The following is a 24,005-nucleotide window of genomic DNA, read 5'->3' as shown; positions in this document are numbered from 1 at the left end:
TACCCAGAGTTTTATTTCGCCGGGCGGCTGCGTCCGGCTTTTTTGTTTTTATTTTCCCGCCAACGAATCCCCCGGCTTGCCTTGCCAAACAAACGGGTCTACATGTATAGCTTTCCCCCCGAGCGGAATCAGCCATGCATAACGACGGACGCTTCGATTACCACAACGCCTTGCGCTACAGCAGCGACGAACTGGCCAACATCCTCAACCACTGTTTTGAAAACTACATCGTGCGCTTCGTTGTCGACGGGCCGACCTTCGCCGCCCGCTTCGGCGCCGAAGACCTCAGCCTGAACGACAGCCTGATCGTCACCCATCGCCATGAACCGGTGGCGGTGGCGCTGATCGCCCGCCGCGGCCAGCACAGCCGGGTGGCGGCCTTTTCCGTGCGCCCGGAGATGCGCGGCCAGGGGTTGGGCAAGGCGCTGATGCGGCGGCTGGTGGCGGATGCCCGCCAGCGCGGCGATCGGCGGCTGTCGCTGGAGGTGATCGAAGGCAACGACGCCGCGCTGGCGCTGTATCATGGCGCCGGGCTGCGCATCGTGCGCACCCTGACCGGCCACCAGGCGCCGGCGGAAATGCCGCCAGGCACGGCGACTCTGCAGGCGGTCGATCCATTGACCGTCAGCCATCGCCTGACGGCGGAAGGCGCCACCGACCTGCCCTGGCTGATCGCCCCCGAATCGCTGTTCAAACTGCCGGGCAAACCGCGAGCCTATACGCTCAATCGTCAGGCTTACGCCGTGGTGATGCCCGGCGCCGAGCACTGCTGGCTGCGCCTGATCTACGTGCCGCCGCAGCACCGCGGCCAGGGGCATGCCCGCACCTTGCTGGCCGCGCTGCAGGCGCAGTTCGCCCCTTTGCCGCTGACCGCCAACGTCTTTGTGCCGGAGGTGGCCGCCCCCTTCTTTACGCATCTTGGCTGGCGGCAGGATCCTCTGCGTCAGTTCGAGATGGATATGCTGCTGGACAGTCCACAATAAAAAGCGAGAGATAACGATGGCAGGAAAACAGGTACGAAAACTCACCCTCGGCGCGGCGATTGGCGTCGCGCTGCTGACATTGGCCGGTTGCGCGCAGCCGCCGCGCACCGATGCGCAGGTCCAGCAGCGGCTGGCGGATCAATCGGTGCTGGCGGTGAACTGGTTCCAGCAGTCCGGCGAATACCAGGCGCTGGCGCATCAGGCGTTCAACAGCGCGCAGCGCGCCTTCGATCAGGCCAGGGCCGCACCGGGCCGCAAAAAGGCGGTGGTGGTCGATCTGGATGAAACCATGCTGGACAACAGCGCCTACTCCGGCTGGCAGGCGCAGCAGGGCCAGCCGTACGACGGCGCCACCTGGGCCCAATGGACGCGAGCCGAACAGGCCCGCGCGGTGCCGGGCGCGGTGTCGTTCGCCCGCTACGTCAACGGCCATCAGGGGACGATGTTCTACGTCTCGAACCGCAAACAGAGCGAATATGCCGCCACGGTGGCCAACATGCAGAAACTCGGTTTCACCGGCATGTCGGAAAAAACCGTGCTGCTCAGCACCGACACCTCCAATAAGCAGGCGCGCTTCGACGCCATCAAACAAGCCGGTTATGACATCGTGGTGTACGCGGGCGACAACCTGAACGACTTCGGCGCCGCGACTTACCACCAGGATAACGCGCAGCGCCGGGCGTTCGTCAGCGAGAACCAGAGTAAGTTCGGCACCGAATTCATCGTGCTGCCCAACCCGATGTACGGCGATTGGGAAAGCGGCCTGGCCCGCGACTACAACAAGCTGACGCCGCAGCAAAAATTGCAGGTGCGCCAGCAGGCGATCAACGCCTGGAGCGGGCGCTAACCCTCACAGCAGTTTGTACATATAGCAGGTGGCCTCCAACGCCCCGCCGTCGCTGGCGCGGGCGTATTGCGGAATGTCGCCCGCCGCCTCGAATCCCAATTGGCGGTATAACCCCTGCGCCGCGCTGCCGCTCAGGGTGTCCAGCACCAACAGGCTGCGTTGATGGCGCGCCGCCAGCGCCTGCACTTCCTGCATCAGCAGCCGCGCGACGCCCTGCCGCCGCGCCTGCGGGTGCACCATCAGCTTGACCACTTCCGCCCGGTGGCGGCCGTTGTCCGGCATCGCCAGCAGCAGCTGCACGGTGCCGACCGGCCGGCCGTGCGCGAGCGCCACCAGCATCGCGCGTTCTCCCCGCGCCAGGGCCGGCAGCAGCCCCTGCCAAAACGCCTGCGCCTGTTCTAGCGTAAAGGGCATGACGAAACCGATGCTGGCGCCGTGCGCTACGCTGGCGTGCAGCATCTCGGCCAAGTCGGCAATGGCGCTTTGCGCCGCGCCGGCGTCCCACTGTTGCAGTTCAATCATGATTAGGGCCTGCAGATAACGAGCGTGTAATGGGCCGGCTCAGCGCCGGGGACATGGAAACGGGAGGCGCCGAACAGGCGATAGCGCAGACAGTCGCCGGGCGACAGCCGGAAAACGCGCCCTTCCAGCGTCAGTTCCAGCTGCCCGGACAGCAGCCAGAGGTGATGCTCCAGCGCCGGAATCGACGGCAGGTCGTAATCGATCTGCGCGCCGGCATCGAGCCGGGCTTCGATAAACTCGGCCTTATACAGCGCGGCGGGAGGAGAAACGGCGCGGCGCTGAAAACCGCTGGCGCGATCGACCCACACCGGCTGTTGCTGCAGCCGCAGCAGCTCCGGCGGTTCGTCTTCGATTTCACTCAGCAGGCGCGACATGGTCAGCCCGTAGGCGGCGCACAGCCGGTTCAGCAACGACGCCGTCGGGCTGGTTTCTGCGCGCTCTACCCGCGAGAGGGTCGCCCGGCTAAGATCGGTGCGCTGCGCCAGCACCTCCAGCGACCACCCTCGTTGCTGACGCAAATCCGCCAGCCGTTGCGCCAACCTCAGGTCGGCATGATCCAGACCGTTATCCACCGTTCATACTCCGCGTCAAAATCCCATATAAGAGAAATAATCTCAAATTAGAGATATGGCAAGCGGATTTTAAAAAACGCCGCGCAGCGCGATGAAAATCAGCATGCTCAGCAACACCACCGCCAGCATGTTGCGCAGGAAAAATGCCAGTATTACCGCAAACACCGCGCCCCACAGGTAAGAATTGTCCGGCGCGGCTCGCAGCTGGTCGCCGCTGAAGGCGACAATCGGCCCGCAAATCGCCGTCAGCACCGCCGGTACGGAAAAACTCAACAGGGTCTTAACGCGCGGCGACAGGCGCAGCGGCAACCCCGGAGCCAGAAAACAGTAGCGGTTGAAGAACACCACCAGCCCCATCAAGGCGATCGTCAGCCAGATCATCCGCGCCCCCCGCTGCACAGCAGCCCGACCAGCATCGCCGCCACGGTGGCGATCACCAATGCGCCCGGCGTCTGAAAATGGTGCAGCACGATGGAAAGCAGCAGCGCGGTCAGCACGCAGGCCAACACCGGCAGGCTGCGCACCAGCGGCACCACGATGGCGATAAAGGTGGCGGCGATGGAAAAGTCCAGCCCGTAACCGTCCAGATCCCCGGCGCTGCCGGCGGCCACAATGCCGAGCAGCGTGGAGAGGAACCAGCACAAATAGAAGGTCAGCCCGGCACCCAGCGCATACCAGCGGTTAAAACGCGCCGGCGTCTGTTCGCCGGTCAGCGCGAACAGCTCATCGGTGAGCAAGAACCCCAGCGCCAGCCGCCAGCGCAGCGGCAGCGGCGCGATGCGCTCGCGCAACCGCAGCGCGTAAAGAAAATGCTGGGCGGTGACGAAAAAGGTCGATAACAAGATCGCCAGCAGCCCGGCGCCGCCCTTGATCATGCCCATCGCCACCAGCTGCGACGCGCCGGCGAACACGATGGCCGACATGCCCAGCCCCTGCGCCGGCGTCAGGCCGCTTTGCATCGCCATCGATCCGGCCAGTACGCCCCACGGCACCACCGCCAGGCACAGCGGCAAGATCGCCGCCCCGCCCTGCAGCGCAGGGCGCAGGCGGGCGGACGGCGGTGTGATGAGGGGGATTGAATCAGTCATGCGCTTCTCCTTGGGTTGAAGAAGCCAGCTTACGGCGCGCGTGCACACGGGTATTGCACCCGATTGCCCGGCTATTTCAGCGATTTGACGTAGTCGCCCGGCGTAACGCCCATCGATTTGCGGAAATGGCGGTGGAAATGGCTTTGATCGTGAAAACCGCAGCTCAGTGCGCTGTCCAGCACGCTGCTGCCGGCCTTCAGCATGCCGCGCGCCTTGCGCAACCGCGCCTGAATTTGATAGGCATGCGGCGGCAGACCGGTGGCCTGCTGAAACTGTCGCAGCAGGTAATAAGGGCTGAGCGCCACGCGCTCCGCCAGCTCCAGCAGCGAAATGTCCGCCTCGGGAAAATCGTCGAGAAAGGCTTTCACCCGCGCCACCTGGCTTTGCGCCCGGCTCTGCGGCGCAGGGTCGATGCGGCTTTTGCCGTGCCGCAACATCAGCCAGGTCAGCGCCGAGAATACCATGGTCTCCTTCATCAGCCGGTTCTCATCGCTGCGCAGCAGGCTGAACGCCATCCGCAGCTGACCGGCCAGGCCGATGTCATGCACCACCGGGTTGGGGAAATAAGGCGTCGCGCCGGCGCCGGTTTTCAGATCGCGCGACAAAAAGGCCAGCAGCTCCGGCGTCGGATACATCGCCTGATATGACCAGCCCTCTTCGGTGGCGGAACTGCCGGTGTGGATGTCGTCGGCGTTGACCAGAATAATGCTGCCCAGTGGCGCCACGTGTTCACCGCCGGTGCGGTAGAAGCGCTGGGCGCCGTCGTCGATGACGCCCACGCAAAAGCCTTCATGGCTATGGCGCGAGAAGCTCTGGCGGCGGTAGGTGGCCTGCAGCACTTCCAGCCCGCCGAGATCGTCGACGTGCATGAAATGGGCCTGTTCCCGGGATGCTTTGCGTGCTGCGCCTTCCGCCTTCATCTTGCCTACCTCCGCTGAATGAGAGGCATTCTAGCACTCGCGCGAGGGCGGGTTTTGTACAAAATTGCCCGTCTCGGCGCCCGGTGGTGCAATCGCCGCGCAGCGCCAGGCGCTGAATACCGCCAGCAGTGGCGCCAGCGCGAATGCCAGGAACAGCCAACGCGCCGCCGACGCCGCACCCGCCGCGCCCCCCGGATCGTTCAACCCCGCCAGGTTGGCTATCATCCCGGCCAGCGCCGCACCGAACGCGGTAGCGAACAGCTGCACCGTGGTTATCGAAGCGCCGGCGATATCTTTGTCCGCTTCGGGCGCCACCTGCAAAATGCGCGTCAGCAGGTGCGGCCAGCCAAAACCGATACCGAACCCCACCAGCGACAGTGCAATGACGATCGGCGTCAGCACCTGCCAGTGGCCGCCGGACGGTACCGGCATCAGGATCGCCAGCGCCAGTAGCCCCACCAGCACGAACAGCGGCCCGCTGACGATCGCCCGGCGAATGCCCGCCCCGCGCCAGCCGGAGCTGAGGATCTCGGACAGCGTCCAGCCGGCGGCCATGGTGGCGGCGATATAACCGGAGATCAGCGGCGACTGGCCGTGCAGCAGCTGCAGGAAATACGGCACGAAGATTTCGCTGGTCATGCCGATCGTCAACAACGTGATCGTGATGTAGAGCGCCGCCAGCGATGAACCGCGCTGCAGCGCGCCGTGCGGCAACAGGCGGGCGCGCGAGTGCGCTTCGCGTTTCAGCAGCCAGGCCATCAGCGCTAACGAGAGCGCGATGCCCGCCAGGTTGATCCAGGCGCTGTGCGCCAGGCTGCCGGCGGACACCACCAGCACCGCCACGGTCAGCAACAGCAGCTGTGCGGTCGGCAATGGCGCGGCCGCCTGCTGCGCCTTGCCCTTGGGCAGGATCACAAAGGTAAACGCGGCGTACAGCGCCATGATCGGCAGCAGAATGCCGAAGGCCCAGCGCCAGGCGTGCAGTTCGGCGAAAATGCCGCCCACCGCCGGCCCCACCAGGGTGGCGATGCCCCACATCGCCGAGATGAGCGCCATGGCGCGCGGCCACAGCCGCTGCTCGAACACCAGGTTGATCATCGCGTAAGAGAGCGCAAAGATCAGCCCGCCGCCGAAACCCTGTACCGTGCGGCCGATCAGCATCACCGGCATGCTCGGCGCCAGCGCACACAGGGCCGCCCCGGCGAGGAAGAACAGCGAAGCCACCAGATAGGCGCTGCGTGCGCCGTAACCGCTGAGCAAGCGGGCAGACAACGCGGAGCCGAGGATCGACGCCACCACGAACAGCGTAGTGTTCCAGGCATAGAGATCCAGCCCGCCGATATCCTGCACCACCGAGGGCAGAATGGTGGTGGCGACCAGAATATTGATGGCATGCAGCGCTACGCCGAGCGAAAGTGCGATCGCACTGGCCGCATTTTTGCCGGAGAAAAGGTCGCTCCAGCGGCTATCGTCATGGGTTATCACGGTTGTCGTCCTGTTTTCAGAGGAATGGCATTGAGTTGGTCATGAGATTGCGTTAAATTTAACAAGAGTTATCTTGGAATAAGTTAGGGCGAGGCGGAGAAATATGTCAAGAATAAACTTGGAAAATGGCGGAGGCACCGCACAATCGGTCAGTGACCGATTGCTGACGCTATTGAAAACCCGCGGCCCGCAGCAAGCTTCTGATGCAGGAAAGGTGCTCGGCACCACCGGTGAAGCGGCCCGCCAGCAGTTCGTCAAGCTGGCGAAAGAGGGACTGGTCGAAGCGGTAGCCGAAACGCGCGGCGTGGGCCGCCCGGTGCAGTTGTGGCATTTGACCTCGGCCGGCAACGCGCGCTTTCCCGATACCCATGCGGACCTGACGGTGCAGCTGCTGCGCACCGTGCGCGACAAGCTGGGCGAACAGGCGATCGACGTGCTGATCGAGACCCGCGAGCAGGAAAACCGCATCAACTACAAGCAGGCGATGATCGGCGCCGCTGACCTGGAAGAGCGCGTGGCGCGCCTGACCGAAATCCGCTGCCGCGAAGGCTATATGGCCGAATGGGGCCGCGAAGAGGACGGTTCCTACTTGCTGGTGGAGAACCACTGCCCGATCTGCGCCGCCGCCACCGTCTGCCAGGGCTTCTGCCGGGCGGAACTGAGCATCTTCACCGAAGTGCTGCAGGCCCAGGTGGAACGCGCCGAGCACATTCTGGCCGGCTCGCGCCGCTGCGCCTACCGGATTTCTCTCCTGTAACGCCGATTTTTGCCCCGGTTTTCAACCGGTACAGATTATTCTGCTTGTGCACCCTGCACCTTCCCTTCTAAGGTTTAATTAACGAACATTCAGGCAAACGGCGGGCCTCGCGCCCGCTCTGGCAAATCCGTCGGCGCGTTTAGCGCGCAGCGGCAGAGTAACCCCACGGGAGTTGAACGATGAAGAAGCCGCATGCCGGATTCTGGCTGGCGACGCTGGGACTGGGCGTCTGCTGGCTGCTGGCGCTGCTGACTCGCGATCGGCTCAACGGCATACTGCTCGCCGGCGCGGCGCTGGCATTGATCTTTACCCCCGCAGCCCGCCGCAAAGGCGCGGCCCTGACCGCCTTGGGCGGTATCGGCATGGATGGGCTGTGGAGCTACAGCGGCGTGCTGCACTACAGCGGGCAACACGGCCTGCCGCTCTGGACCATCGCGCTGTGGATCGGCTTCGGCTGCTGGTGGTATTGGCTGCTGGACGTGGTCAGAGCGGCGCCCTGGCCGCTGGCGGTGTTGGGCGCCGCCGTCGGCCCCTTCGCCTACGCCGTGTCCTGGAAGCTGGACGCCTTGCTGCCCGGCGTGCCGCCGGAGTTCATGCTGCTGCTGTTGGCCATCGGCTGGTCGATTTACCTGCCGGCAGTCAGCTGGCTGCGGTGGAAACAGCAGGACCATTGAACGGCTTTCGGCAGCCGGAAAAATAATGCCGAAGGCCATTGCTTATCGGTTGCCCGATCGGGTTTACTGAGCGTTCTAATAATAATCATCCCTGCAAAATACAATCCTATGCTTAGCCAACAAAGCCGTAGCGTCCTGCCGTTGATCGGGGCGTTGTTCACGTTATATATCGTTTGGGGTTCCACCTATTTCGTCATTCGTCTCGGCGTCGCGCAGTGGCCGCCGCTGATGATGGCCGGCATTCGCTTTCTGACAGCCGGCATCGTGCTGTTCGGTTTCCTGGCCTGGCGCGGTCACGCGCTGCCGACGCCGAAGCAGTGGCTGGCCGCCGGCGTCATCGGCATTCTGCTGCTGGCGGTGGGCAACGGCCTGGTGACGGTGGCGGAACACCAACACGTGCCCTCCGGCATCGCGGCGGTGATGGTGGCGACGGTACCGCTGTTCACCCTCTGCTTCAGCCTGCTGTGGGGCATGCGCAACACCAAACTGGAATGGGCCGGCATCGCGCTCGGGCTAGTGGGCATCGTGCTGCTTAACACCGGCAACAACCTGGTGGGCAACCCGACCGGCGCGCTGCTGATCTTGCTGGCGTCGGCCAGTTGGGCCTTTGGGTCGGTATTGGGATCGCGCATCTCGCTGCCGGCCGGGCCGATGGCCGGTGCGGCGGAGATGCTGGTGGCCGGCGTAGTGTTATTGGTCGCCAGCCAACTGAGCGGCGAGCACCTGACTCAGATGCCGAGCGCCAGCGGCTTTCTGGCGCTGGGGTATCTGATCGTCTTCGGCTCGATGCTGGCGATCAGCGCCTATATGTTCTTGTTGAAGAACGTGCGCCCGGCGGTCGCCACCAGCTATGCCTACGTCAACCCGGTGGTGGCGGTGCTGCTCGGCATCGGTTTTGCCGGCGAATCGCTGGCGCCGCGCGAGTGGCTGGCGCTGGTGATCATCGTGGCGGCGGTGGTGCTGGTGACGCTGGGAAAATACCTGTTCGCCCGCCCGGCCCGCGTGCAGGCCATCGACAGCGAGCGGTAGCGATCACAAAGGGCGGTCTGCGGGCCGCCGTTAAAAACGATTCTTGTTTCACCCGGCGAAGGGGCTATAATTCCCGCTGTTCCAAGCAACCTGCGAAATTATTCCTATGCTGAAAAAAGCGTTCGTCATCGTCATCGCCCTGTGCGCCTTCGGTTCTCTGGGCGGCGTGTTCCTCGCCGGGCTGAACATCTACACCCGTTCCACCACCCCGCACGAAGAAAGCGCGCCTGCCGGGGACGCCGCCGCCACGCCGGCGCAAACCGAAACCCTTCAGGCCAAGTGATCGTCCATCCAACGCTGGCAGCGCTGCTGTAAGAAGCGCTGCAGCTGCCTGACGCGCTCCGAGATCTGCGAGCGATGCGGGCAGACCAGATTGATCGGCACCGCGTCGCTGCGCCATTCCGGCAACAGTTGCACCAGCCGCCCGGCGCGAATGTCGGCCGCCACGTCGATCGCCGACTTGCGCACCACGCCGTGCCCGGCCAGTGCCCAGCGCCGCGCCACCTCGCCGTCATCGGTAAAATAGCTGCCGTTCAGCGGCACTTCGACCAGCTCCTCACCGCGCCACAGCCGCCATTCCACCTGCCGTTTGCCGCTGGGTTGATACACCAGAATGCTGTGCCTGGCCAAATCGGCCGGCGTTTGCGGCTCGCCGTGCCGCCGTAGGTAATCCGGGCTGGCGCAGATCAACCGCCGATGCTGTGGCAAGATCGGCAGCGCCACCAGCGAAGAGTCGGCCAGCGATCCGAAACGCAACGCCACGTCCACTGGCTCGCGAAACAGGTCGGCCTGCCGATCGTTGATCAGGAGCTGCAGTTGAATATGCGGGTGCTGAAGCCGAAACTCATCCAGCCAGCCGAGCAGCAGATTGCGACCGAAATCCGACGGCGCGGAAATCTGCAGCACCCCGGACAGCCCCTGATGCTTCTCGCGGATCGCCTGCTCTCCTTCGGCCAACGCCCCCAACGCCAGGCGCGCGCTGTCGAGATAGCGCGCCCCCTCCTCCGTCAGCCTCAGGCTGCGCGTTGAACGCACCAACAGCCGCGCGCCCAGCTGCTGCTCCAGCCTTTTCACCGCAATGCTGGCCGCCGCCGGCGTCATATCCAGCGCGCGCGCGGCAGCGGAAAAACTGCCGCCATCCACCGTGCGGACAAACACCTCGAGATCGACAAATGAGGTCATGCATTTCCCTTCTTAGAAAGCCGACTTCGCGGCATGGCGGGTTGACGATAAAACGCCCAATGATTATGATTAGATCATAACAGATGGAGTTTTGAGCAATGGATGAACGCAATGGACTGGACTACATCCTTAGCCTGCATGGCACGCGGGTTAATCGTGAGGATGGCTATTGGTGGAAAATAGAGGCCTGGACGGTGACCCAAACGGCCTTTATCCCTCATGGCATCCGTTACAATTTGACCCTGCATGATAACCACAATACCCGGATTTTTGGCATAGATAACGCGCATGCCATTAAAACGCCCCGCAAAGGAAAGTTTTCTGGCCGCGTCGTTTACGATCACCAACACGACTCCCCAACGGACGAAGGCTCACCCTACGAGTTTTATTCCGCTTATCAGTTGGTGGAGGATTTTTTTACCCGGATAGATGAAGTCATACGCAAGAGAGAAAATCGAGGTTGATGATGAAAGCACTGATTGGCGTGATGCCTGAAGAACTGATTCGCAAACGCATACTGGCGATCGCAAAAGGGGAATATCAGCCGCAGGAGCGTGAGCCCAACGTGTGGTTCACGTCGATGATTGCGCTGGCCCAGGTGCTCAGCAACGAGAATATCGCCCTGCTGCGTCTGATCGACACAGCCCGCCCAGAGACCATCAGTCAGTTGGCCGAACTGTCGGGCCGCCAGGTCAGCAACCTGTCAACCACGCTGAAAACGCTGAGCGGGCACGGCCTGGTGGCGCTGGAAAAACAGGGGCGTTCGGTGAAACCCCGCGCGCTGTTTACCGATTTCGAGATTATCGTGGATCAGAAGTTAAACGCCCGCTTTAGCGCGGCATGATCTTTAAAATTCATTAACAAGTGTTTGTCAGTAAGGCCGATTGTTAGGTGATTTTCAATCAGGAAAGATAGATCACGTTGAAACTTACCCTAAAAGAGGCCTTAACATGACGATTCCCGATTCCCCCCTGAAACGACAAAAGCTGGTGATCCTGGGCGGTACCAGCGGCATTGGCGCCGCGGTGGCCTACGCGGCGGCGGCGCGCGGTGCTGAAGTGGTATTGGCTTCGCGCCGCCTTCCTCAGGCCGAGGAGAAAAACGGTGCGCTGCGCCTGATGCAGGCCGATCTGGCCGATGAAACGTCGCTGCAGGCGCTGTTTGCCGCCGTCGGCGCTTTCGACCATCTGGTGATCACCGCCGGGCCGCTGGTGCAGGCGAAACCGCTGGCGGAGACCGCCCTTGAACAGGCGCAGGCCGACTTCAACGTCAAATTCTGGGGCAGTTTGCGCGCGGTGCAGGCCGCGCTGCCGACGCTGGCGCCGCAGGGTTCCATCACCCTGACCTCCGGTCAGCTGTCGCGTAAATACCTCGGCGGCCAGCTGGTCAAAACCGCCATCAATGCCGCGCTGGAAGCGGCCGGCAAACAGCTGGCGAAGGAGCTGGCGCCGCGGCGGGTGAACGTGGTCAGCCCCGGCATCACCGCCACCGAAGCCTATGACGGCATGAGCGCCGCACAGCGTCAGGCACTGTTCGAACGGGTTGGCGGCAGTCTGCCAGTCGGTCGCATCGGCCAGCCGGCCGACGTCGCGGCGGGTTACCTGCTGGCGATGGAGAATGGCTTCGTCACTGGCAGCGTGATCGACATCGACGGCGGCGGCCTGTTGTAACGGCGGCTAGAGCGCCGTCACGCCCTGCGCGGCAGCCTGCTGTTCCAGCACGGTGATAATCTGGTAGGCCGAACGCGGCACCAGGCTGAAATCGCCGATCAGCAGGCGGTCGCTGACCGCCTCATCCAGCATCGCTCGGGCGCCGGCGCGCAGAATTTCCAGCTGCTCCGGCGGCGTGCCCGCGGCGGTGATCAGCGGCAAACCCGGCACCGCCGCCGTGCGGCCGATGATTTTCAGCCCTTCCAACGCTTGCGGCTGTGCGCGGCGCAGCAGTTCCATGCTGATGGAATCGATGGCGGCGATATCGGCCTGCCCGCTGCGGATCAGCTTCAGCGACTGATAATGCGCGCCGGAGGCGATAGCCGCGCCGAAGAATTTCCCGTCCTGCGCCAGCGGCGCGATCAACGCGCGCAGGCCGTTGTAGCCGGACTGGGAATCGGTGCTGTTATAGGCCGCCGTCCGGCCGCGAAAATCCGCCAGCCGCTCGCCGGGATCGTCGGCGCGCACCACCAGCCAGCTGCGATAATTCGGCCCGTCGCACCCTTCAACCCGGTAATGGTAAGTGCCGATCAGCTGCACCTGCGGCAGGCTGCTGACCAACGGATAACCGCAGGTCTGGCTGAGCAGCAGATCCTCGCGCCGCCAGTGCTGCGCCAGATCGTCCGGCCAACTGAGCTGCTCCGGCGCGGCCGGCAACCCCAGCCGCAGCAGTTTGTCGCGCAGAACCTGCCAGAAGGATTCGGCCTGCTCCCGGCCAACGCCGTACATCGGTAGAGACACCTGCATCATTTCCCCCTTACCCCGCCGGAGTGGTCGCCAGCGTCTGCTGACGCCAGGCGGTGAGATAACGCACCCAACGTTCAAACAGCATATCGGTGATAATAGCCAACAGCGCCACTACCGCCGCGCCCTGGATCACATAGGCGGTGTTAAACCCGCTCAGGCCGATGATGATCGGCGAACCGAGCGTCTTGGTGCCGACGGTGGAAGCGATGGCCGCCGTGCCGATATTGATGATCACCGAGGTGCGGATCCCGGCGACAATCACCGGCGCCGCCAGCGGCAGTTCCACCCGCCACAGAATTTGCCAGGCGCTCATCCCTACGCCGCGGGCGATCTCGCGCGTGGCGGGCGGCACCGATTCGATGCCCGCCAGCGTGCCCTGCAGGATCGGCAGCAGGCCGTACAGCACCAGCGCGATGATCGCCGGCTGTTCGCTGAAGCCCATCACCGGCACCGCTACCGCCAGCACCGCCACCGGCGGAAAGGTCTGCCCCACCGCCACCACCGTTTCCACCAGCGAACGAAACTCCCGGCCGCTGCGCCGGGTCACGGCGACACCGGCCGCCACGCCGATCGCCACCGCGATCAGGCTGGAGATCGCCACCAGCAGCAGGTGCGCTGCCACCAACGCGATGAAGCTGTCTTGCTGGTAAATTGGCCGATCCAGGTCGGGGAACCAGGCGGCGAACAGACCGCGTAAATGATCCATGCCAAATACCAGCGCCAACAGCAGCGCCAGCGTCCAGAGCAGCGGATCGCGCAGCAGGCGCCCGATGCGCCCGCTCATGACAGCGCCTGCCCGGCGATCAGATCGTTGAAATGCAAGACCCCCAACGCTTCGCCCCGTTCATCCACCACCGGCAAGCAGTCGCTGCCGCGCGCCACAAAGACCGACAGCGCCTCGCGCAGGCTCAGGGCGGCGGCGATAGGTTCGCCCACGGCGACGCCGGGCCGCACCCGCTCCGCCACCGTCCCCAGCGACAGCAGTTTGATGCCGCGATCGCTGCGCCCGAAAAAGTCACGCACGAAGTTGTTGGCCGGCGCGGTCAGCAATTCCAGCGGCGTGCCCTGTTGTACCACCCGCCCCTGGTCGAGCAGCACCAGACGATCCGCCAGGCCCAGCGCTTCGTCGATGTCGTGCGTCACCAGTACGATGGTGCGGCCGGAGAGCTGATGAATGCGGGCGATCTCCGCCTGCAGCGCCGCACGGGTGACCGGATCCAGCGCGCCGAACGGTTCATCCATCAGCAGCACCTCGGGATCGGCCGCCAGCGCACGCGCCACACCCACCCGCTGCTGCTGCCCGCCGGAAAGCTGATGCGGATAGCGGCGGCGAAACAGATCCGGCTCCAGATGCAACAGCTCCAGCAGTTCGCTAACCCGATCGCGAATGCGCGCGCGCGGCCATTTCAGCAACTGCGGCACGGTGGCAATGTTCTCCTCCACCGTCCAGTGCGGAAACAGGCCGATCGATTGGATCGCGTAGCCCATGCGCCGCCGCAGATCCTGCGGCTTAAACGACTGGATCTCTTCGCCGGCAAAGAAAATCTTGCCCCGATCGTGTTCGATCAGGCGGTTGATCATTTTTAACGTGGTGGACTTGCCGGAGCCCGAGGTGCCGATCAACACGGTGAATTCGCCCTCGTCGATGTGCAGCGTGAGATCGTCCACCGCCGGCTTGCCCTGAAAAATTTTGCTGACTTGCTCAAAGTGAATCATCGGCGCGATACGTCCAGGATTGAAACCCAAAATTTAAACAGCGAATCGACGATGACCGCCATCATGACCACCGGGATCACCCCCAGCAGAACCAGATCCAGCGCGCTGCTGAGCAGCCCCTGAAATACGATGGCGCCAAAGCCGCCGGCGCCGATCAGCGCCGCCACCACCGCCATGCCGACGGTCTGCACCGCCAGAATACGCACGCCGGTCAGGAACAGCGGCAGCGCCAACGGCAGCTGCACGCGCAGGAAGATCTGCCCGCGCGTCAACCCCATGCCGGTAGCGGACTCAATCACGCCGGCCGGTACGCTTTGCAGCCCCGCCACCACGCTGCGCACCAGCGGCAACAGCGCGTACAGCACCAGCGCCACGATCGCCGGCGCCATGCCGATACCGCTGACGCCGTGTTCCGCCAGCCAGGGCACCGCCACCGCCAGCCCCGCCAGCGGTGCGATCAGCAGGCCGAACAGCGCGATCGACGGCACGGTCTGGATAATGTTCAACACGGAGAAGATCGGCCGCTGCCAGCGCTCGGAACGAAAGCACAGCACCCCGAGCGGCACACCGATCGCCAGCGCAGGCGCCATCGTCGCCAGCAGAATGGTCAGGTGCTGCAACAGCGCGGCGTCAAACACCTCCTGCCGATTATGGTACTCCTTCAGCAGCGACAGCTGATCGAGCTGATGGCCGAACAGCAGCAGCGCCGGCGGCACCAGCACCAGCGCATTGCCGAGCATCCGCCGCAGGTGCGATGCCGTGAGACGCGCCATGGCGTCGGCGGCGATCAGCAGGCTCAGCGCCATCGTCAACCAGCAGCCGCTGCCCCAGGAGGTGCGAGCCAGCCGCGATCCCTCCTGCGCCAGACGTCCGGCGGCCTGGCCGCTGATCCAGAACGCCAGCGTCAGTACACCACAGGCGGCCAACGCCGCCAGCAGCGCACGCCCCCGCGTCGGCGGCAGCAGGCTGAGGATCGCCAATGTCGCCAGCGGCAACAGCAGCCACAGCGCCGGGCCGTGCAGCAGGGAGTACAAGGAAAGGCTTTTACCCGACAACAGACGATTGGGGGCGTAACTGAGGAACGGCAGGCCGAAGGCGGCCAGCAGCAACAGCATGAACAGCGTCAACAAGACGCGATGTTTTACGGCGATAATCAAAGAAACTCTCCGGCTCCATCGGTTCACCCCCTCTCCCGGCGACAGAGGGGGCACCTCGGCGTTATCCCTTAACAAACCCTTTCTCTTTCAGGTAAGCGGCCGCCACCTGTTTGGCGTCCTGCCCTTCCACGGCGATCTGTGCATTGAGCTTTTGCAGCGTCGGCCCGTCCAGCGAGGCGAACACCGGTTTCAGCAACTCGGGCAGGTTGGCGTGTTCTTTCAACGCCGCCTCGCGCACGATCGGCGCCGGCGCGTAGATAGGCTGTACGCCTTTCGGGTCCGCCAGCGTCTGCAGCCCCAACGCCGCTACCGGGCCATCGGTGCCGTAGGCCATCGCCGCGTTGACGCCGGAGGTCTGCTCGGCCGCCGCCTTGATGGTCACCGCCGTGTCGCCGCCGGCCAATGACAGCAGCTGATCCTGATTCAGCTTGAAGCCGTAGGCGCTTTGGAATGCCGGCAGCGCATCCGGCCGCTCGATAAACTCCGCCGAGGCCGCCAGCTTGAACTTGCCGCCGCCGTTGATCCACTTGCCGAGATCCGCCAGCGTTTTGAGATGGTTGGCGTCCGCCACGTCCTGCCGAATGGCGATGGTCCAGGTGTTGTTGGCCGGCGCCGCATCGAGCCAGACGATTTTGTTTTTGTCGTAGTCGAGCTGTTTCACCTTCTCGAAACCGGCCTGGGCGTTCTTCCACGCCGGATCTTTCTCATCAGAGAAGAAAAACGCGCCGTTGCCGGTGTATTCAGGGTAGATGTCGATCTCGCCGGAGGTGATGGCGCCACGCAGCACCTTGGTGGTGCCGAGCTGCAGCTTGTTGGTGGTTTTGATGCCATTGGCTTCCAGCACCTGCACGATGATGTTGCCGAGCAGCGAACCTTCGGTATCGATCTTGGAGCCGACGCGCACCGAGTCGGCCGCCTGCGCCAGACCGCTGGTGGCCAGCAGCGTCAGTGCGACAGCAAAGGAACGTCCGCGTGATAAGGTGATTGCCATACTTTTCCTCTGGTTATACGTTTTCCGGCTCATGGGCCAGTTCGGTTGGAAAATCCTGAGAAACGCGCTTCCAGCGCGCAATAAATTTTTTCTTCGGCAGGGCATCGCGTTCCTCACGCCGTTCACCGGCGCTCAGCGGATGCACGCCGACGTCGATCGGCGTCAGCGCGTAATCGCGCAGCCACTCACCATAACCCTGCGCGACGAATCCCTGGCTGCGGCGCTGATACGCCTCGCGTTCCGCCAGATAGACTTCGCGCAGGCCATACCAGGGCAAACCGGGCAGATCGTGATGCACTAAATGGTAGTTCAGATTGAGAAACAGCAGCCGCCACGGCCAGCCCGCCTCATTAATAATAGAACGTGCCTGCGGTGCGTCCACGGCACGATGCTCAAAAAACGATCTCACCTTGGTCAGCGCCAGCGCCGGGTAGCTGATGGCCAACAGATAAAACGCCGCGCCGATGCCCTGCGTCTGCAGCCAGCTCAGCAGCATCGCCAACAGCGACAGATGCGTCAGCCACATCGCCCAGGCGTGCAGATCGCCCGCCGCAAGCGTCTTCACGGCGCCGAACAGCGTGGCGACGATATCCAGCGCCGGGCCGAACAACACTCGGCCAATCAGCGTATTGCGCACGGCGGCCAGCCGCGGCAACAGGCGAGGATAGCGCCGCCACTGCGCGGCGCTGAAATAGTAGCTCTCGGGATCTTCGTGCGGGTCGGTCAGGTGATCGTTGCGGTGATGGCGCAGATGCGAATCGCGATACAGCCCATAGGGATACCACACCGCCAGCGGCAACAGGCCGAACAGCTGATTGACGCGCGGCCAGCGCGTCGGATGGCCGTGGATCAGCTCATGCTGCAACGACAGGTACCAGGTGGTCAGCAGGACAAGCGCCGGTGCGCCGAGCCACGGGCCCAACGCCTGCCAATAGTGCGCCACGCCGAACCAGCCGCCATACACTGCCGCCATCATTCCCCAGGTGGGCAGCTCCAGCCGCCAATACCAGCGCCGATGAAGCCGCCGGATGCGTTCGCGCTGTTCGGGATGCAAATAGTGGGCGTAGGACATGCTGCGGCTCGCGGTTGAGGATTTTCCCCCCAGTATCCGTGAGCCGTAACGGCGTTCAAAATAACGAAAATGGCAAAGCTAAGTGAAAATTCAGCGGGTTGCGTACTCGGCCTGCGGCTCGCACGCCACCGGGAAATTCACCGAGTTGGCGATAAAGCACAGGTGATGCGCCTTCTCGTGCAGCTGTTGCGCCAGCCGCAGATCGTCGCCGTCGCGCACCGTGACCTGCGGCCGCAGCGTCACCGAGGTGAAAAAGCCGCCGCGCGCCGCATCTTCACGCATCACCCCAACGGCGTTGTCCTGATAGGCCAGTACGGAAATGCCCGAGGTAGCGCACAGATGCAGATACCATAATTTGTGACAGGCGCTGAGCGAAGCCACCAGCAAATCCTCCGGATTCCAGCGCGTCGCGTCACCGCGAAAGGCCGGATCGGCTGAACCGGCGATATCTGCCTTGCCCACGGCGCCGATCAGGTGATCGCGCCCATAGGCGCGGTAATCTTCGGTGCCTGCGCCCAAATTCCCCTGCCAGGTGACCGCCACCTGATAATGATGCTCGCCTTTCATGCCTTTTTCTCCCGTTGACCGGCCAATGAAAAATCGCCTTGCTGCATGTCCGGAGAACACTATTGGCGGAAAAGCGCGAAGATGCAAACGGCGAAACGAGAAAAAACGGGCCGCGCAAGCGGCCCGTCGGTCATAGGTTTTCAGGGAACAAAATCGAGCACCACGGCGTTGAACAGCGCGTATTCGGTCGCGCTGGCCATCGGCGGAAACTGCGCCTGCTGCACCGCCGCGCTGGCCGCCGCGCACAGGGGCGCATCGCCTCTTACGATCTTGCTGCTCGCCAGCTTGCCGTTCGGCAGCAGACGAATGCCGATGGTGCATCGTTGCCCGCGCGCGTGCTCCGGCAAACGCAGTTCGCGACTCACCGCATTATGCACCCGCACCGGATAGCTGAGCGGCGTCGTGGCCAACGCTTCAGCCTGCGGCGCCGGTAACGGTATGCCGGCCTGACGCCCGGCGCTCGTACCGCAACCGCTCAACAGCAGCAGCGCCAACAGACTTAGTCTCTTTTTCATTCCCTATGTCCTTATCGGGTTGTTGATCCTTATATGACGGCGCTTACTGCCCCGAAGGGTAGGCCTCGCCGTCATCCGCGTAGCGCTGCAGCCGTTCGCGCCACCATTTGGCCGCCAGGCCGCTGGCGCTTTCCCGCCAACCGAAATAGGCGACGTCGCTGCAGCGTTCAGACTCGACGCGTTTCGCCACCAGTTCGCCGCTGTTCAGGTAAGGTTCCGCCAAGGAACGCGGCAGATAGCCGCAGCCCAGCCCGGCCAGCTGCGCCTGCAGCTTGGCGTCGAAGCCGAACACCGTCAGCGTATCCTGCTCTTCCAGCAGATTCAGGCTCTGCGGCGCGTTGACCCGCGAAGTGTCGCGCACCACCACCGCCCGGTGCTGACGGATTTCGTCCTTCGGCAAGGGTTCCGGCAATGCCGCCAGCGGATGCTGCGGCGCGACGGCGAACACGTAATCCAGCTGCCCCAGCCTGCTGAACGCATAGCCCACCCGCGACGGCGGCTCGCAGATGGCGCCGATGATAATGTCGGCGCAACCGTAGACCAGCGACTCCCAGGAGCCGGCCAGCACCTCGTGGCTGAAGCGCAGCCGGGTATGGTGATGCTGTTGGTAGAACTCGTCGATCAGCGGCAACAGGCGGGCAAACGGGAAAGAGGCGTCAATCCCGAGCGTGATCTCGCTTTCCCAGCCGTTTTCGACATAGCGCGCCTGTTGTTCCAGATCCTGCGCCGCCCGCAGCAGCACCCGCCCCTTTTCCAGCATCAGCTTGCCGGTATCGGTGAACTTCGCCCGATGCCCGGAGCGATCGAGCAGGGTGATGTCGAGATCGTTCTCCAGCTTTTGCACCATATAGCTCAGTGCTGAAGGGGTTTTAAACAGTGCGGCGGCCGCGGCGGCGAAAGATCCGTGCCGGTCCAGCGCGTCCAAAATCAGCAGCGCTTCCAGGTTTAATCTCATGCTTTCTCCCGTGTATAAAAAAACTCAACAAGTCGGCAAAAATTCTGCGGTATCTTTGAAATCGCCCTCTGCCTACCATGGGTTTTATCGGCGTTACACTCATCAGATGTTCAACCGAAATATCACTGGGAAGGTAAATTATGTCCAAGTTTCAACTGCTTGATAAAGACAATTCCGCACTGATTTTTATCGACCATCAACCACAAATGGCCTTCGGCGTGGCTAATATTGATCGTCAGCAACTGAAAAACAACGTTGTTGGTTTGGCGAAGGCAGGCAAGATTTTCAACGTCCCCACCCTTTTCACCTCGGTCGAAACCGAAAGCTTCAGCGGCTACATCTGGCCGGAACTGCTGGCGGTACACCCTGAAATCACCCCGATTGAACGCACCTCGATGAACTCCTGGGAAGACGCGGCCTTCGTCAAAGCCGTGGAAGCCACCGGCCGCAAAAAGCTGGTGATCTCCGCGCTGTGGACCGAAGTGTGCCTGACCTTCCCGGCGCTGATGGCGTTGGAAGCCGGCTATGAAGTGTATGTGGTGACCGACACCTCCGGCGGCACGTCCGTCGATGCGCACGAACGTTCGATTGACCGCATGGTGCAGGCCGGCGCCGTACCGGTCACCTGGCAGCAGGTGCTGCTGGAATACCAACGCGACTGGGCGCGCAAAGACACCTACGACGCGGTGATGGCGCTGGTGCGCGAACACAGCGGCGCGTACGGCATGGGTGTCGACTACGCTTACACCATGGTGCACCACGCACCGGCGCGCACGGTGAAATAATCCCCCCTTGCCCCGGCCCTGTGCCGGGGTATTTTCAGGAGTTGGTTTTATGGCCCATCCGCAGCATGTCACGCTGGTGATCACCCACCGTTTGGCGCCGGGGAACGAGCAAGCCTATGAGGCCTGGCTGAACCGCATCATGCCGGATGCCGCAAGCTTCACCGGCCATCTGGGCGTCAACGTTATCCGCCCTTCCGGCGATGAACAGGCCTATACGGTGTTGGTGCGCTTCGACAATCTCGACAACCTGTACCGCTGGATCCACTCGCCGCTGCGCAAGCAATACATCGAAGAGGTCGCCCCGCTGCTGCTGGAGAACGACCATATCGAGATCCGCCCCGGCGCGGAGTTCTGGTTTACCCCGCCCAACCCCAGCGTGCGCCAGCCGCCCCAGTGGAAGCAATTCATCATCACCCTGCTGGTGATCTTTCCATCCACCAATCTGGTGCCCTGGTTTTGGGGGCTGGTGCTGCCGCAGCTGGACGGCACGCTGCTCGGCCATTTTCTCAATGACGCCACCGTGGTCGCCCTGGTGGTGTACCTGTGGATGCCTATCGTGACTCGCGTTTTTCATCAATGGCTGACCCGCCGCTAGGCGGTTCGCCGGGAGAATGTTATGAACCACCACGCTTCATTGATCATCACCAACGGCAAGTTTCACACCGTCGATCGCAAAAATCCTACCGCACAGGCGGTCGCCATCCGCGACGGCAAGTTTCTGGCGGTCGGCAGCGAAGGCGAAGTCATGCAACACGCCGGGCCGGAAACCCAGGTGATCGACCTGCACGGCCACACCGCCATTCCAGGCCTGAACGACTCGCACCTGCACCTGATCCGCGGCGGCCTGAACTACAACCTTGAGCTGCGCTGGGAAGGCGTGCCTTCGCTGGCCGACGCCCTGCGCATGTTGAAAGAGCAGGCGCTGCGCACGCCAAGCCCGCAGTGGGTGCGGGTGGTCGGCGGCTGGACCGAATTCCAGTTCGCCGAACGCCGCATGCCGACGCTGGACGAGATCAACCAGGCGGCGCCGGACACGCCGGTGTTCATTCTGCACCTCTACGATCGCGCGCTGCTCAACCGCGCGGCGCTGAAGGTGGTCGGCTACACCAAAGACACGCCGAACCCGCCGGGCGGCGAGATCCAACGCGACGCCAACGGCAACCCGACCGGCATGCTGATCGCCAAACCCAACGCCATGATCCTGTACGCTACGCTGGCAAAAGGGCCGAAGCTGCCGCTGGAGCAGCAGGTCAACTCCACCCGCCAGTTTATGCGCGAGCTGAACCGTCTCGGCCTCACCAGCGCCATCGACGCCGGCGGCGGCTTCCAGAACTACCCGGAGGACTATCAGGTGATCGCCGAGCTGCACGAGAAAAAGCAGCTGACCATCCGCATCGCCTATAACCTGTTCACCCAGCGGCCGAAGCAGGAGCTGGAAGACTTCGAGCTGTGGACCGATATGCTCAAGCCGGGTCAGGGCACCGACTTTTACCGCCATAACGGCGCCGGCGAGATGCTGGTGTTTTCCGCCGCCGACTTCGAAGACTTCCTGCAGCCGCGCCCGGATCTGCCGCCGGGCACCGAAGACGAGCTGGAGCGGGTGGTGCGCCATCTGGTCGAGCACCGCTGGCCGTTCCGCCTGCACGCCACCTATGACGAATCCATCAGCCGCATGCTGGACGTGTTCGAGAAGGTGAACCGCGACATTCCGTTCAACGGACTGCACTGGCTGTTCGATCACGCCGAGACCATTACCGAACGCAACATCGAGCGGGTCAAGGCGCTGGGCGGCGGCATTGCGGTGCAGCACCGCATGGCGTTCCAGGGTGAGTATTTCGCCGACCGCTACGGCATCGAAGCCACCAAACATACGCCGCCGGTGGCGAAAATGCTGGCGGCCGAGCTGCCGGTCGGGCTGGGCACCGACGCCACCCGCGTCGCCAGCTACAACCCGTGGACGGCGCTGTACTGGCTGGTTTCCGGCCGCACCGTCGGCGGCATGGCGATGTACGACGACAACGCCCGGCTGGATCGCGAAACGGCGCTGATGCTGTGGACGCAGGGCAGCGCCTGGTTCTCCACCGAACAGGGCAAGAAAGGCCAGATCAAGGTCGGTCAGTTGGCGGATTTGGCGGTGCTGTCGCAGGACTACTTCAGCGTGCCGGAAGAGCAGATCAAAGGCATCGAGTCGGTCATGACGGTGGTGGACGGCAAAGTGGTCTATGCCGCCGGCAGCTTCTCGCCACTGGCGCCGCCACCGCTGCCGGTGTTGCCGGACTGGTCGCCGGTCACCCAGGTGCCGGGCCATTACCGCTCCGCACCGCCGTCGGCGGCGGCCCGCGTCGGGGTATTGAGCCAGGCGCATCAATGCTGCGGCCCGTGCGGCGTGCACGCACACCAGCATGACATCGCGCGCCGCTCCAGCATCCCGGTGTCGGATGAGAATGCCTTCTGGGGCGCGTTCGGCTGTTCGTGTTTCTCGTTCTAAGCTATCAAGCCAATAACTTATTATAAAATTAACTTAATAAGGTATTAAGCTAACAGCATAATAAATTAATGGCGCTGTCCACGGGAGAGCGCCATTTCATTTTCAATCGCGGTTGATCTCCAGCCAGCGCCGCTGTTCGGCGGAGGCAGCTATCGCATCCAGCACGCAGGACACCTTCCACCCCTCTTCAAAGTCGGGCCACATGCGGTCGCCTGCGGCGATGCCGTTGACCAGATCGCGGATCTCCACCGTCTTCTGATCGTTAAAACCGATGCCGTGCCCGGCGCTGATGCAAAACGCCGCGTAGTCCGGGTGCTTTGGCCCCACCAGCAGCGTCTTGAACCCCTGCCGCTCCGCCGGTTCATCGTGCCGATACAGCTTCAGCTCCGCCATCCGCTCCTGGGTATAGCTCAGCGTGCCTTTGGTGCCGGTGACCACATAGGTCAACCCCATCTTGCGCCCGCAGGCGATGCGCGAAGTTTCGATAGTGCCCATCGCACCGCCGGCGAAACGCAGCAGCGCACTGGCCTGGTCTTCGTTTTCCACCGGGTGCAGACGCGTCGGGTCTTGCGGATCCGGGCGCTGTTTGATCACGGTCTGCATATCGCCGGAAACCGCCACGATATCGCCCACCAGGTAGTGCGCCATATTGACGATGTGCGCCGCCAGATCCCCGAGCGCGCCCAGCCCAGCGCTGGCGCGGCGGCAGTGCCAGTCGATCGGCGTGCGTGGGTCGGCCAGGTAATCCTCATTGTGGGTGCCGTAAAAATGCACCACCTCACCGATTTCGCCGTTGGCGATAATTTCGCGCGCCAGTTGGCTGGTGGGGTTTTTCATGTAGTTAAAACCGACCAGCGTTTTCACACCTTTGGCGCGAGCGGCCTGCACCATCTCCGCCGCGTCGGCGGCGTCCAGCGCCAGCGGCTTTTCCGAATACACGTGCTTGCCGTGACATATCGCCTCCAGCGCCATCTCTTTGTGCAAGAAATTGGGCGCGCAGATGTCCACCACGTCGATCGCCGGATCGGCCACCAGCTGCCGCCAGTCGCCGGTCGAGCGCGCAAAACCGAATTCGGCGGCGCGCTGCGCCGCCAGCTCGGGCGTCACCTCCGCCAGCATCTCCAGCACCAGTTCCCCCTTGAGGGGGAATACCGTGGCGGCCTGCGCATAGGCGATAGCGTGACAACGCCCGATATAGCCGGTGCCGATTAACCCAACGCGTACCTGTTTCATCATTCTCTCCC

General features: G+C 63.3%; 29 protein-coding genes. 12 read left to right on the top strand and 17 right to left on the bottom strand.

Going from position 1 to position 24,005, the window contains the following annotated elements; genetic code table 11:
* The first annotated feature begins 134 nt into the window (after nt 1-134).
* Both GKN89_RS08465 and GKN89_RS08460 read left to right on the top strand, forming a co-directional pair.
* Nucleotides 135-983: a GNAT family N-acetyltransferase gene (locus GKN89_RS08465; RefSeq protein WP_154746773.1), complete on the top strand. Its 849-nt coding sequence runs from the start codon at nt 135-137 to the stop codon at nt 981-983.
* A gap of 16 nt (nt 984-999) precedes the next feature.
* Complete coding sequence (locus GKN89_RS08460) at nt 1,000-1,830, top strand: 5'-nucleotidase, lipoprotein e(P4) family (RefSeq protein ID WP_154746772.1); 831 nt, start codon at nt 1,000-1,002, stop codon at nt 1,828-1,830.
* A gap of 3 nt (nt 1,831-1,833) precedes the next feature.
* Here the strand turns inward: GKN89_RS08460 and GKN89_RS08455 are convergent, their stop codons facing one another.
* The 6 genes from GKN89_RS08455 to GKN89_RS08430 form a co-directional block, all read right to left on the bottom strand.
* On the bottom strand, nt 1,834-2,352 hold the full coding sequence (locus tag GKN89_RS08455; protein WP_154746771.1) for a GNAT family N-acetyltransferase: 519 nt from the start codon (nt 2,350-2,352) through the stop codon (nt 1,834-1,836).
* A gap of 2 nt (nt 2,353-2,354) precedes the next feature.
* The gene (locus GKN89_RS08450) at nt 2,355-2,924 is read right to left on the bottom strand and encodes a helix-turn-helix domain-containing protein (RefSeq protein ID WP_019454647.1); all 570 of its coding nucleotides are present in this window, start codon (nt 2,922-2,924) and stop codon (nt 2,355-2,357) included.
* Nucleotides 2,925-2,993: 69 nt separating this feature from the next.
* A complete protein-coding gene (locus tag GKN89_RS08445; RefSeq protein WP_154746770.1) occupies nt 2,994-3,305 on the bottom strand; it encodes an AzlD domain-containing protein in 312 nt (103 codons plus the stop codon).
* On the bottom strand, nt 3,302-4,012 hold the full coding sequence (locus GKN89_RS08440) for an AzlC family ABC transporter permease (RefSeq protein ID WP_019454649.1): 711 nt from the start codon (nt 4,010-4,012) through the stop codon (nt 3,302-3,304). The genes GKN89_RS08445 and GKN89_RS08440 overlap by 4 nt, the downstream gene beginning before the upstream one ends.
* A 71-nt stretch (nt 4,013-4,083) precedes the next feature.
* On the bottom strand, nt 4,084-4,932 hold the full coding sequence (locus tag GKN89_RS08435; RefSeq protein WP_019454650.1) for an AraC family transcriptional regulator: 849 nt from the start codon (nt 4,930-4,932) through the stop codon (nt 4,084-4,086).
* A gap of 30 nt (nt 4,933-4,962) precedes the next feature.
* Nucleotides 4,963-6,417 (bottom strand): MFS transporter, encoded by a 1,455-nt coding sequence (locus tag GKN89_RS08430; RefSeq protein ID WP_370520180.1) that lies wholly within the window; start codon nt 6,415-6,417, stop codon nt 4,963-4,965.
* Nucleotides 6,418-6,520: 103 nt separating this feature from the next.
* Between GKN89_RS08430 and GKN89_RS08425 the strand changes: the two genes are divergently transcribed.
* The 4 genes from GKN89_RS08425 to GKN89_RS24295 all read left to right on the top strand — a co-directional run bounded on the left by GKN89_RS08425 (nt 6,521) and on the right by GKN89_RS24295 (nt 9,160).
* Nucleotides 6,521-7,174, top strand: coding sequence for a metalloregulator ArsR/SmtB family transcription factor (locus GKN89_RS08425; RefSeq protein WP_025159993.1), 654 nt, complete (start codon nt 6,521-6,523; stop codon nt 7,172-7,174).
* Between the two features lie 179 nt (nt 7,175-7,353).
* The gene (locus GKN89_RS08420) at nt 7,354-7,848 is read left to right on the top strand and encodes a DUF2878 domain-containing protein (RefSeq protein WP_063919001.1); all 495 of its coding nucleotides are present in this window, start codon (nt 7,354-7,356) and stop codon (nt 7,846-7,848) included.
* Nucleotides 7,849-7,956: 108 nt separating this feature from the next.
* Nucleotides 7,957-8,877: a drug/metabolite exporter YedA gene (gene yedA / locus GKN89_RS08415; protein WP_154746769.1), complete on the top strand. Its 921-nt coding sequence runs from the start codon at nt 7,957-7,959 to the stop codon at nt 8,875-8,877.
* A 106-nt stretch (nt 8,878-8,983) separates the two neighbouring features.
* The gene (locus tag GKN89_RS24295) at nt 8,984-9,160 is read left to right on the top strand and encodes a hypothetical protein (RefSeq protein WP_016928550.1); all 177 of its coding nucleotides are present in this window, start codon (nt 8,984-8,986) and stop codon (nt 9,158-9,160) included.
* Here GKN89_RS24295 and GKN89_RS08410 read toward each other — a convergent pair.
* The gene (locus GKN89_RS08410) at nt 9,148-10,059 is read right to left on the bottom strand and encodes a LysR family transcriptional regulator (protein WP_019454655.1); all 912 of its coding nucleotides are present in this window, start codon (nt 10,057-10,059) and stop codon (nt 9,148-9,150) included. The genes GKN89_RS24295 and GKN89_RS08410 overlap by 13 nt on opposite strands.
* A gap of 98 nt (nt 10,060-10,157) precedes the next feature.
* Here GKN89_RS08410 and GKN89_RS08405 point away from each other — a divergent pair, with 98 nt between their 5' ends.
* The 3 genes from GKN89_RS08405 (at nt 10,158) to GKN89_RS08395 (ending at nt 11,729) form a co-directional block, all read left to right on the top strand.
* Complete coding sequence (locus GKN89_RS08405; RefSeq protein WP_019454656.1) at nt 10,158-10,523, top strand: DUF6516 family protein; 366 nt, start codon at nt 10,158-10,160, stop codon at nt 10,521-10,523.
* Between the two features lie 2 nt (nt 10,524-10,525).
* The gene (locus tag GKN89_RS08400; RefSeq protein WP_043128674.1) at nt 10,526-10,903 is read left to right on the top strand and encodes a MarR family transcriptional regulator; all 378 of its coding nucleotides are present in this window, start codon (nt 10,526-10,528) and stop codon (nt 10,901-10,903) included.
* Nucleotides 10,904-11,009: 106 nt separating this feature from the next.
* Nucleotides 11,010-11,729, top strand: coding sequence for an SDR family oxidoreductase (locus GKN89_RS08395; protein WP_154746768.1), 720 nt, complete (start codon nt 11,010-11,012; stop codon nt 11,727-11,729).
* Between the two features lie 6 nt (nt 11,730-11,735).
* On the opposite strand, the gene GKN89_RS08390 is transcribed toward GKN89_RS08395, so the two are convergent.
* The 9 genes from GKN89_RS08390 to GKN89_RS08350 form a co-directional block, all read right to left on the bottom strand.
* On the bottom strand, nt 11,736-12,497 hold the full coding sequence (locus tag GKN89_RS08390) for a phosphate/phosphite/phosphonate ABC transporter substrate-binding protein (protein ID WP_019454659.1): 762 nt from the start codon (nt 12,495-12,497) through the stop codon (nt 11,736-11,738).
* Nucleotides 12,498-12,525: 28 nt separating this feature from the next.
* Nucleotides 12,526-13,299, bottom strand: coding sequence for an ABC transporter permease (locus tag GKN89_RS08385; RefSeq protein WP_019454660.1), 774 nt, complete (start codon nt 13,297-13,299; stop codon nt 12,526-12,528).
* Nucleotides 13,296-14,231, bottom strand: coding sequence for an ABC transporter ATP-binding protein (locus GKN89_RS08380; RefSeq protein ID WP_154746767.1), 936 nt, complete (start codon nt 14,229-14,231; stop codon nt 13,296-13,298). Before GKN89_RS08380 ends, GKN89_RS08385 begins: the two co-directional genes overlap by 4 nt.
* The gene (locus tag GKN89_RS08375) at nt 14,228-15,388 is read right to left on the bottom strand and encodes an ABC transporter permease (protein WP_019454662.1); all 1,161 of its coding nucleotides are present in this window, start codon (nt 15,386-15,388) and stop codon (nt 14,228-14,230) included. Before GKN89_RS08375 ends, GKN89_RS08380 begins: the two co-directional genes overlap by 4 nt.
* 61 nt (nt 15,389-15,449) lie before the next feature.
* Nucleotides 15,450-16,379 (bottom strand): ABC transporter substrate-binding protein, encoded by a 930-nt coding sequence (locus GKN89_RS08370; RefSeq protein ID WP_063918999.1) that lies wholly within the window; start codon nt 16,377-16,379, stop codon nt 15,450-15,452.
* A gap of 13 nt (nt 16,380-16,392) precedes the next feature.
* The gene (locus GKN89_RS08365; protein WP_154746766.1) at nt 16,393-17,451 is read right to left on the bottom strand and encodes a fatty acid desaturase; all 1,059 of its coding nucleotides are present in this window, start codon (nt 17,449-17,451) and stop codon (nt 16,393-16,395) included.
* Between the two features lie 90 nt (nt 17,452-17,541).
* The gene (locus tag GKN89_RS08360) at nt 17,542-18,018 is read right to left on the bottom strand and encodes an OsmC family protein (RefSeq protein WP_019454665.1); all 477 of its coding nucleotides are present in this window, start codon (nt 18,016-18,018) and stop codon (nt 17,542-17,544) included.
* A 140-nt stretch (nt 18,019-18,158) separates the two neighbouring features.
* On the bottom strand, nt 18,159-18,533 hold the full coding sequence (locus tag GKN89_RS08355) for a cell envelope integrity protein TolA (protein ID WP_025159996.1): 375 nt from the start codon (nt 18,531-18,533) through the stop codon (nt 18,159-18,161).
* Between the two features lie 43 nt (nt 18,534-18,576).
* Nucleotides 18,577-19,488 (bottom strand): LysR substrate-binding domain-containing protein, encoded by a 912-nt coding sequence (locus GKN89_RS08350; RefSeq protein ID WP_019454667.1) that lies wholly within the window; start codon nt 19,486-19,488, stop codon nt 18,577-18,579.
* Nucleotides 19,489-19,628: 140 nt separating this feature from the next.
* On the opposite strand from GKN89_RS08350, the gene GKN89_RS08345 reads away from it, so the two are divergent.
* The 3 genes from GKN89_RS08345 to GKN89_RS08335 are packed head-to-tail and all read left to right on the top strand — an operon-like array spanning nt 19,629 to nt 22,761.
* Complete coding sequence (locus tag GKN89_RS08345) at nt 19,629-20,273, top strand: hydrolase (protein WP_004939390.1); 645 nt, start codon at nt 19,629-19,631, stop codon at nt 20,271-20,273.
* A 49-nt stretch (nt 20,274-20,322) separates the two neighbouring features.
* Entirely contained in the window at nt 20,323-20,868 is a 546-nt protein-coding gene (locus GKN89_RS08340) for an antibiotic biosynthesis monooxygenase (protein ID WP_019454668.1), read from the top strand.
* Nucleotides 20,869-20,889: 21 nt separating this feature from the next.
* A complete protein-coding gene (locus tag GKN89_RS08335; RefSeq protein WP_154746765.1) occupies nt 20,890-22,761 on the top strand; it encodes an amidohydrolase in 1,872 nt (623 codons plus the stop codon).
* Nucleotides 22,762-22,863: 102 nt separating this feature from the next.
* Here GKN89_RS08335 and GKN89_RS08330 read toward each other — a convergent pair whose 3' ends face one another.
* Nucleotides 22,864-23,994 carry a Gfo/Idh/MocA family protein gene (locus tag GKN89_RS08330; RefSeq protein WP_154746764.1) on the bottom strand — a complete coding sequence of 377 codons (1,131 nt, stop codon included), beginning with the start codon at nt 23,992-23,994 and terminating at the stop codon, nt 22,864-22,866.
* Nucleotides 23,995-24,005: the final 11 nt, after the last annotated feature.

Origin of the sequence: Serratia sp. YC16 (genome assembly GCF_009707615.1) — a bacterium.
In the GTDB taxonomy this organism is placed as follows: domain Bacteria; phylum Pseudomonadota; class Gammaproteobacteria; order Enterobacterales; family Enterobacteriaceae; genus Serratia; species Serratia surfactantfaciens.
The sequence above is the reverse complement of the archived record's forward strand: the minus strand, read 5'-3'. Positions and strand labels throughout refer to the sequence as shown.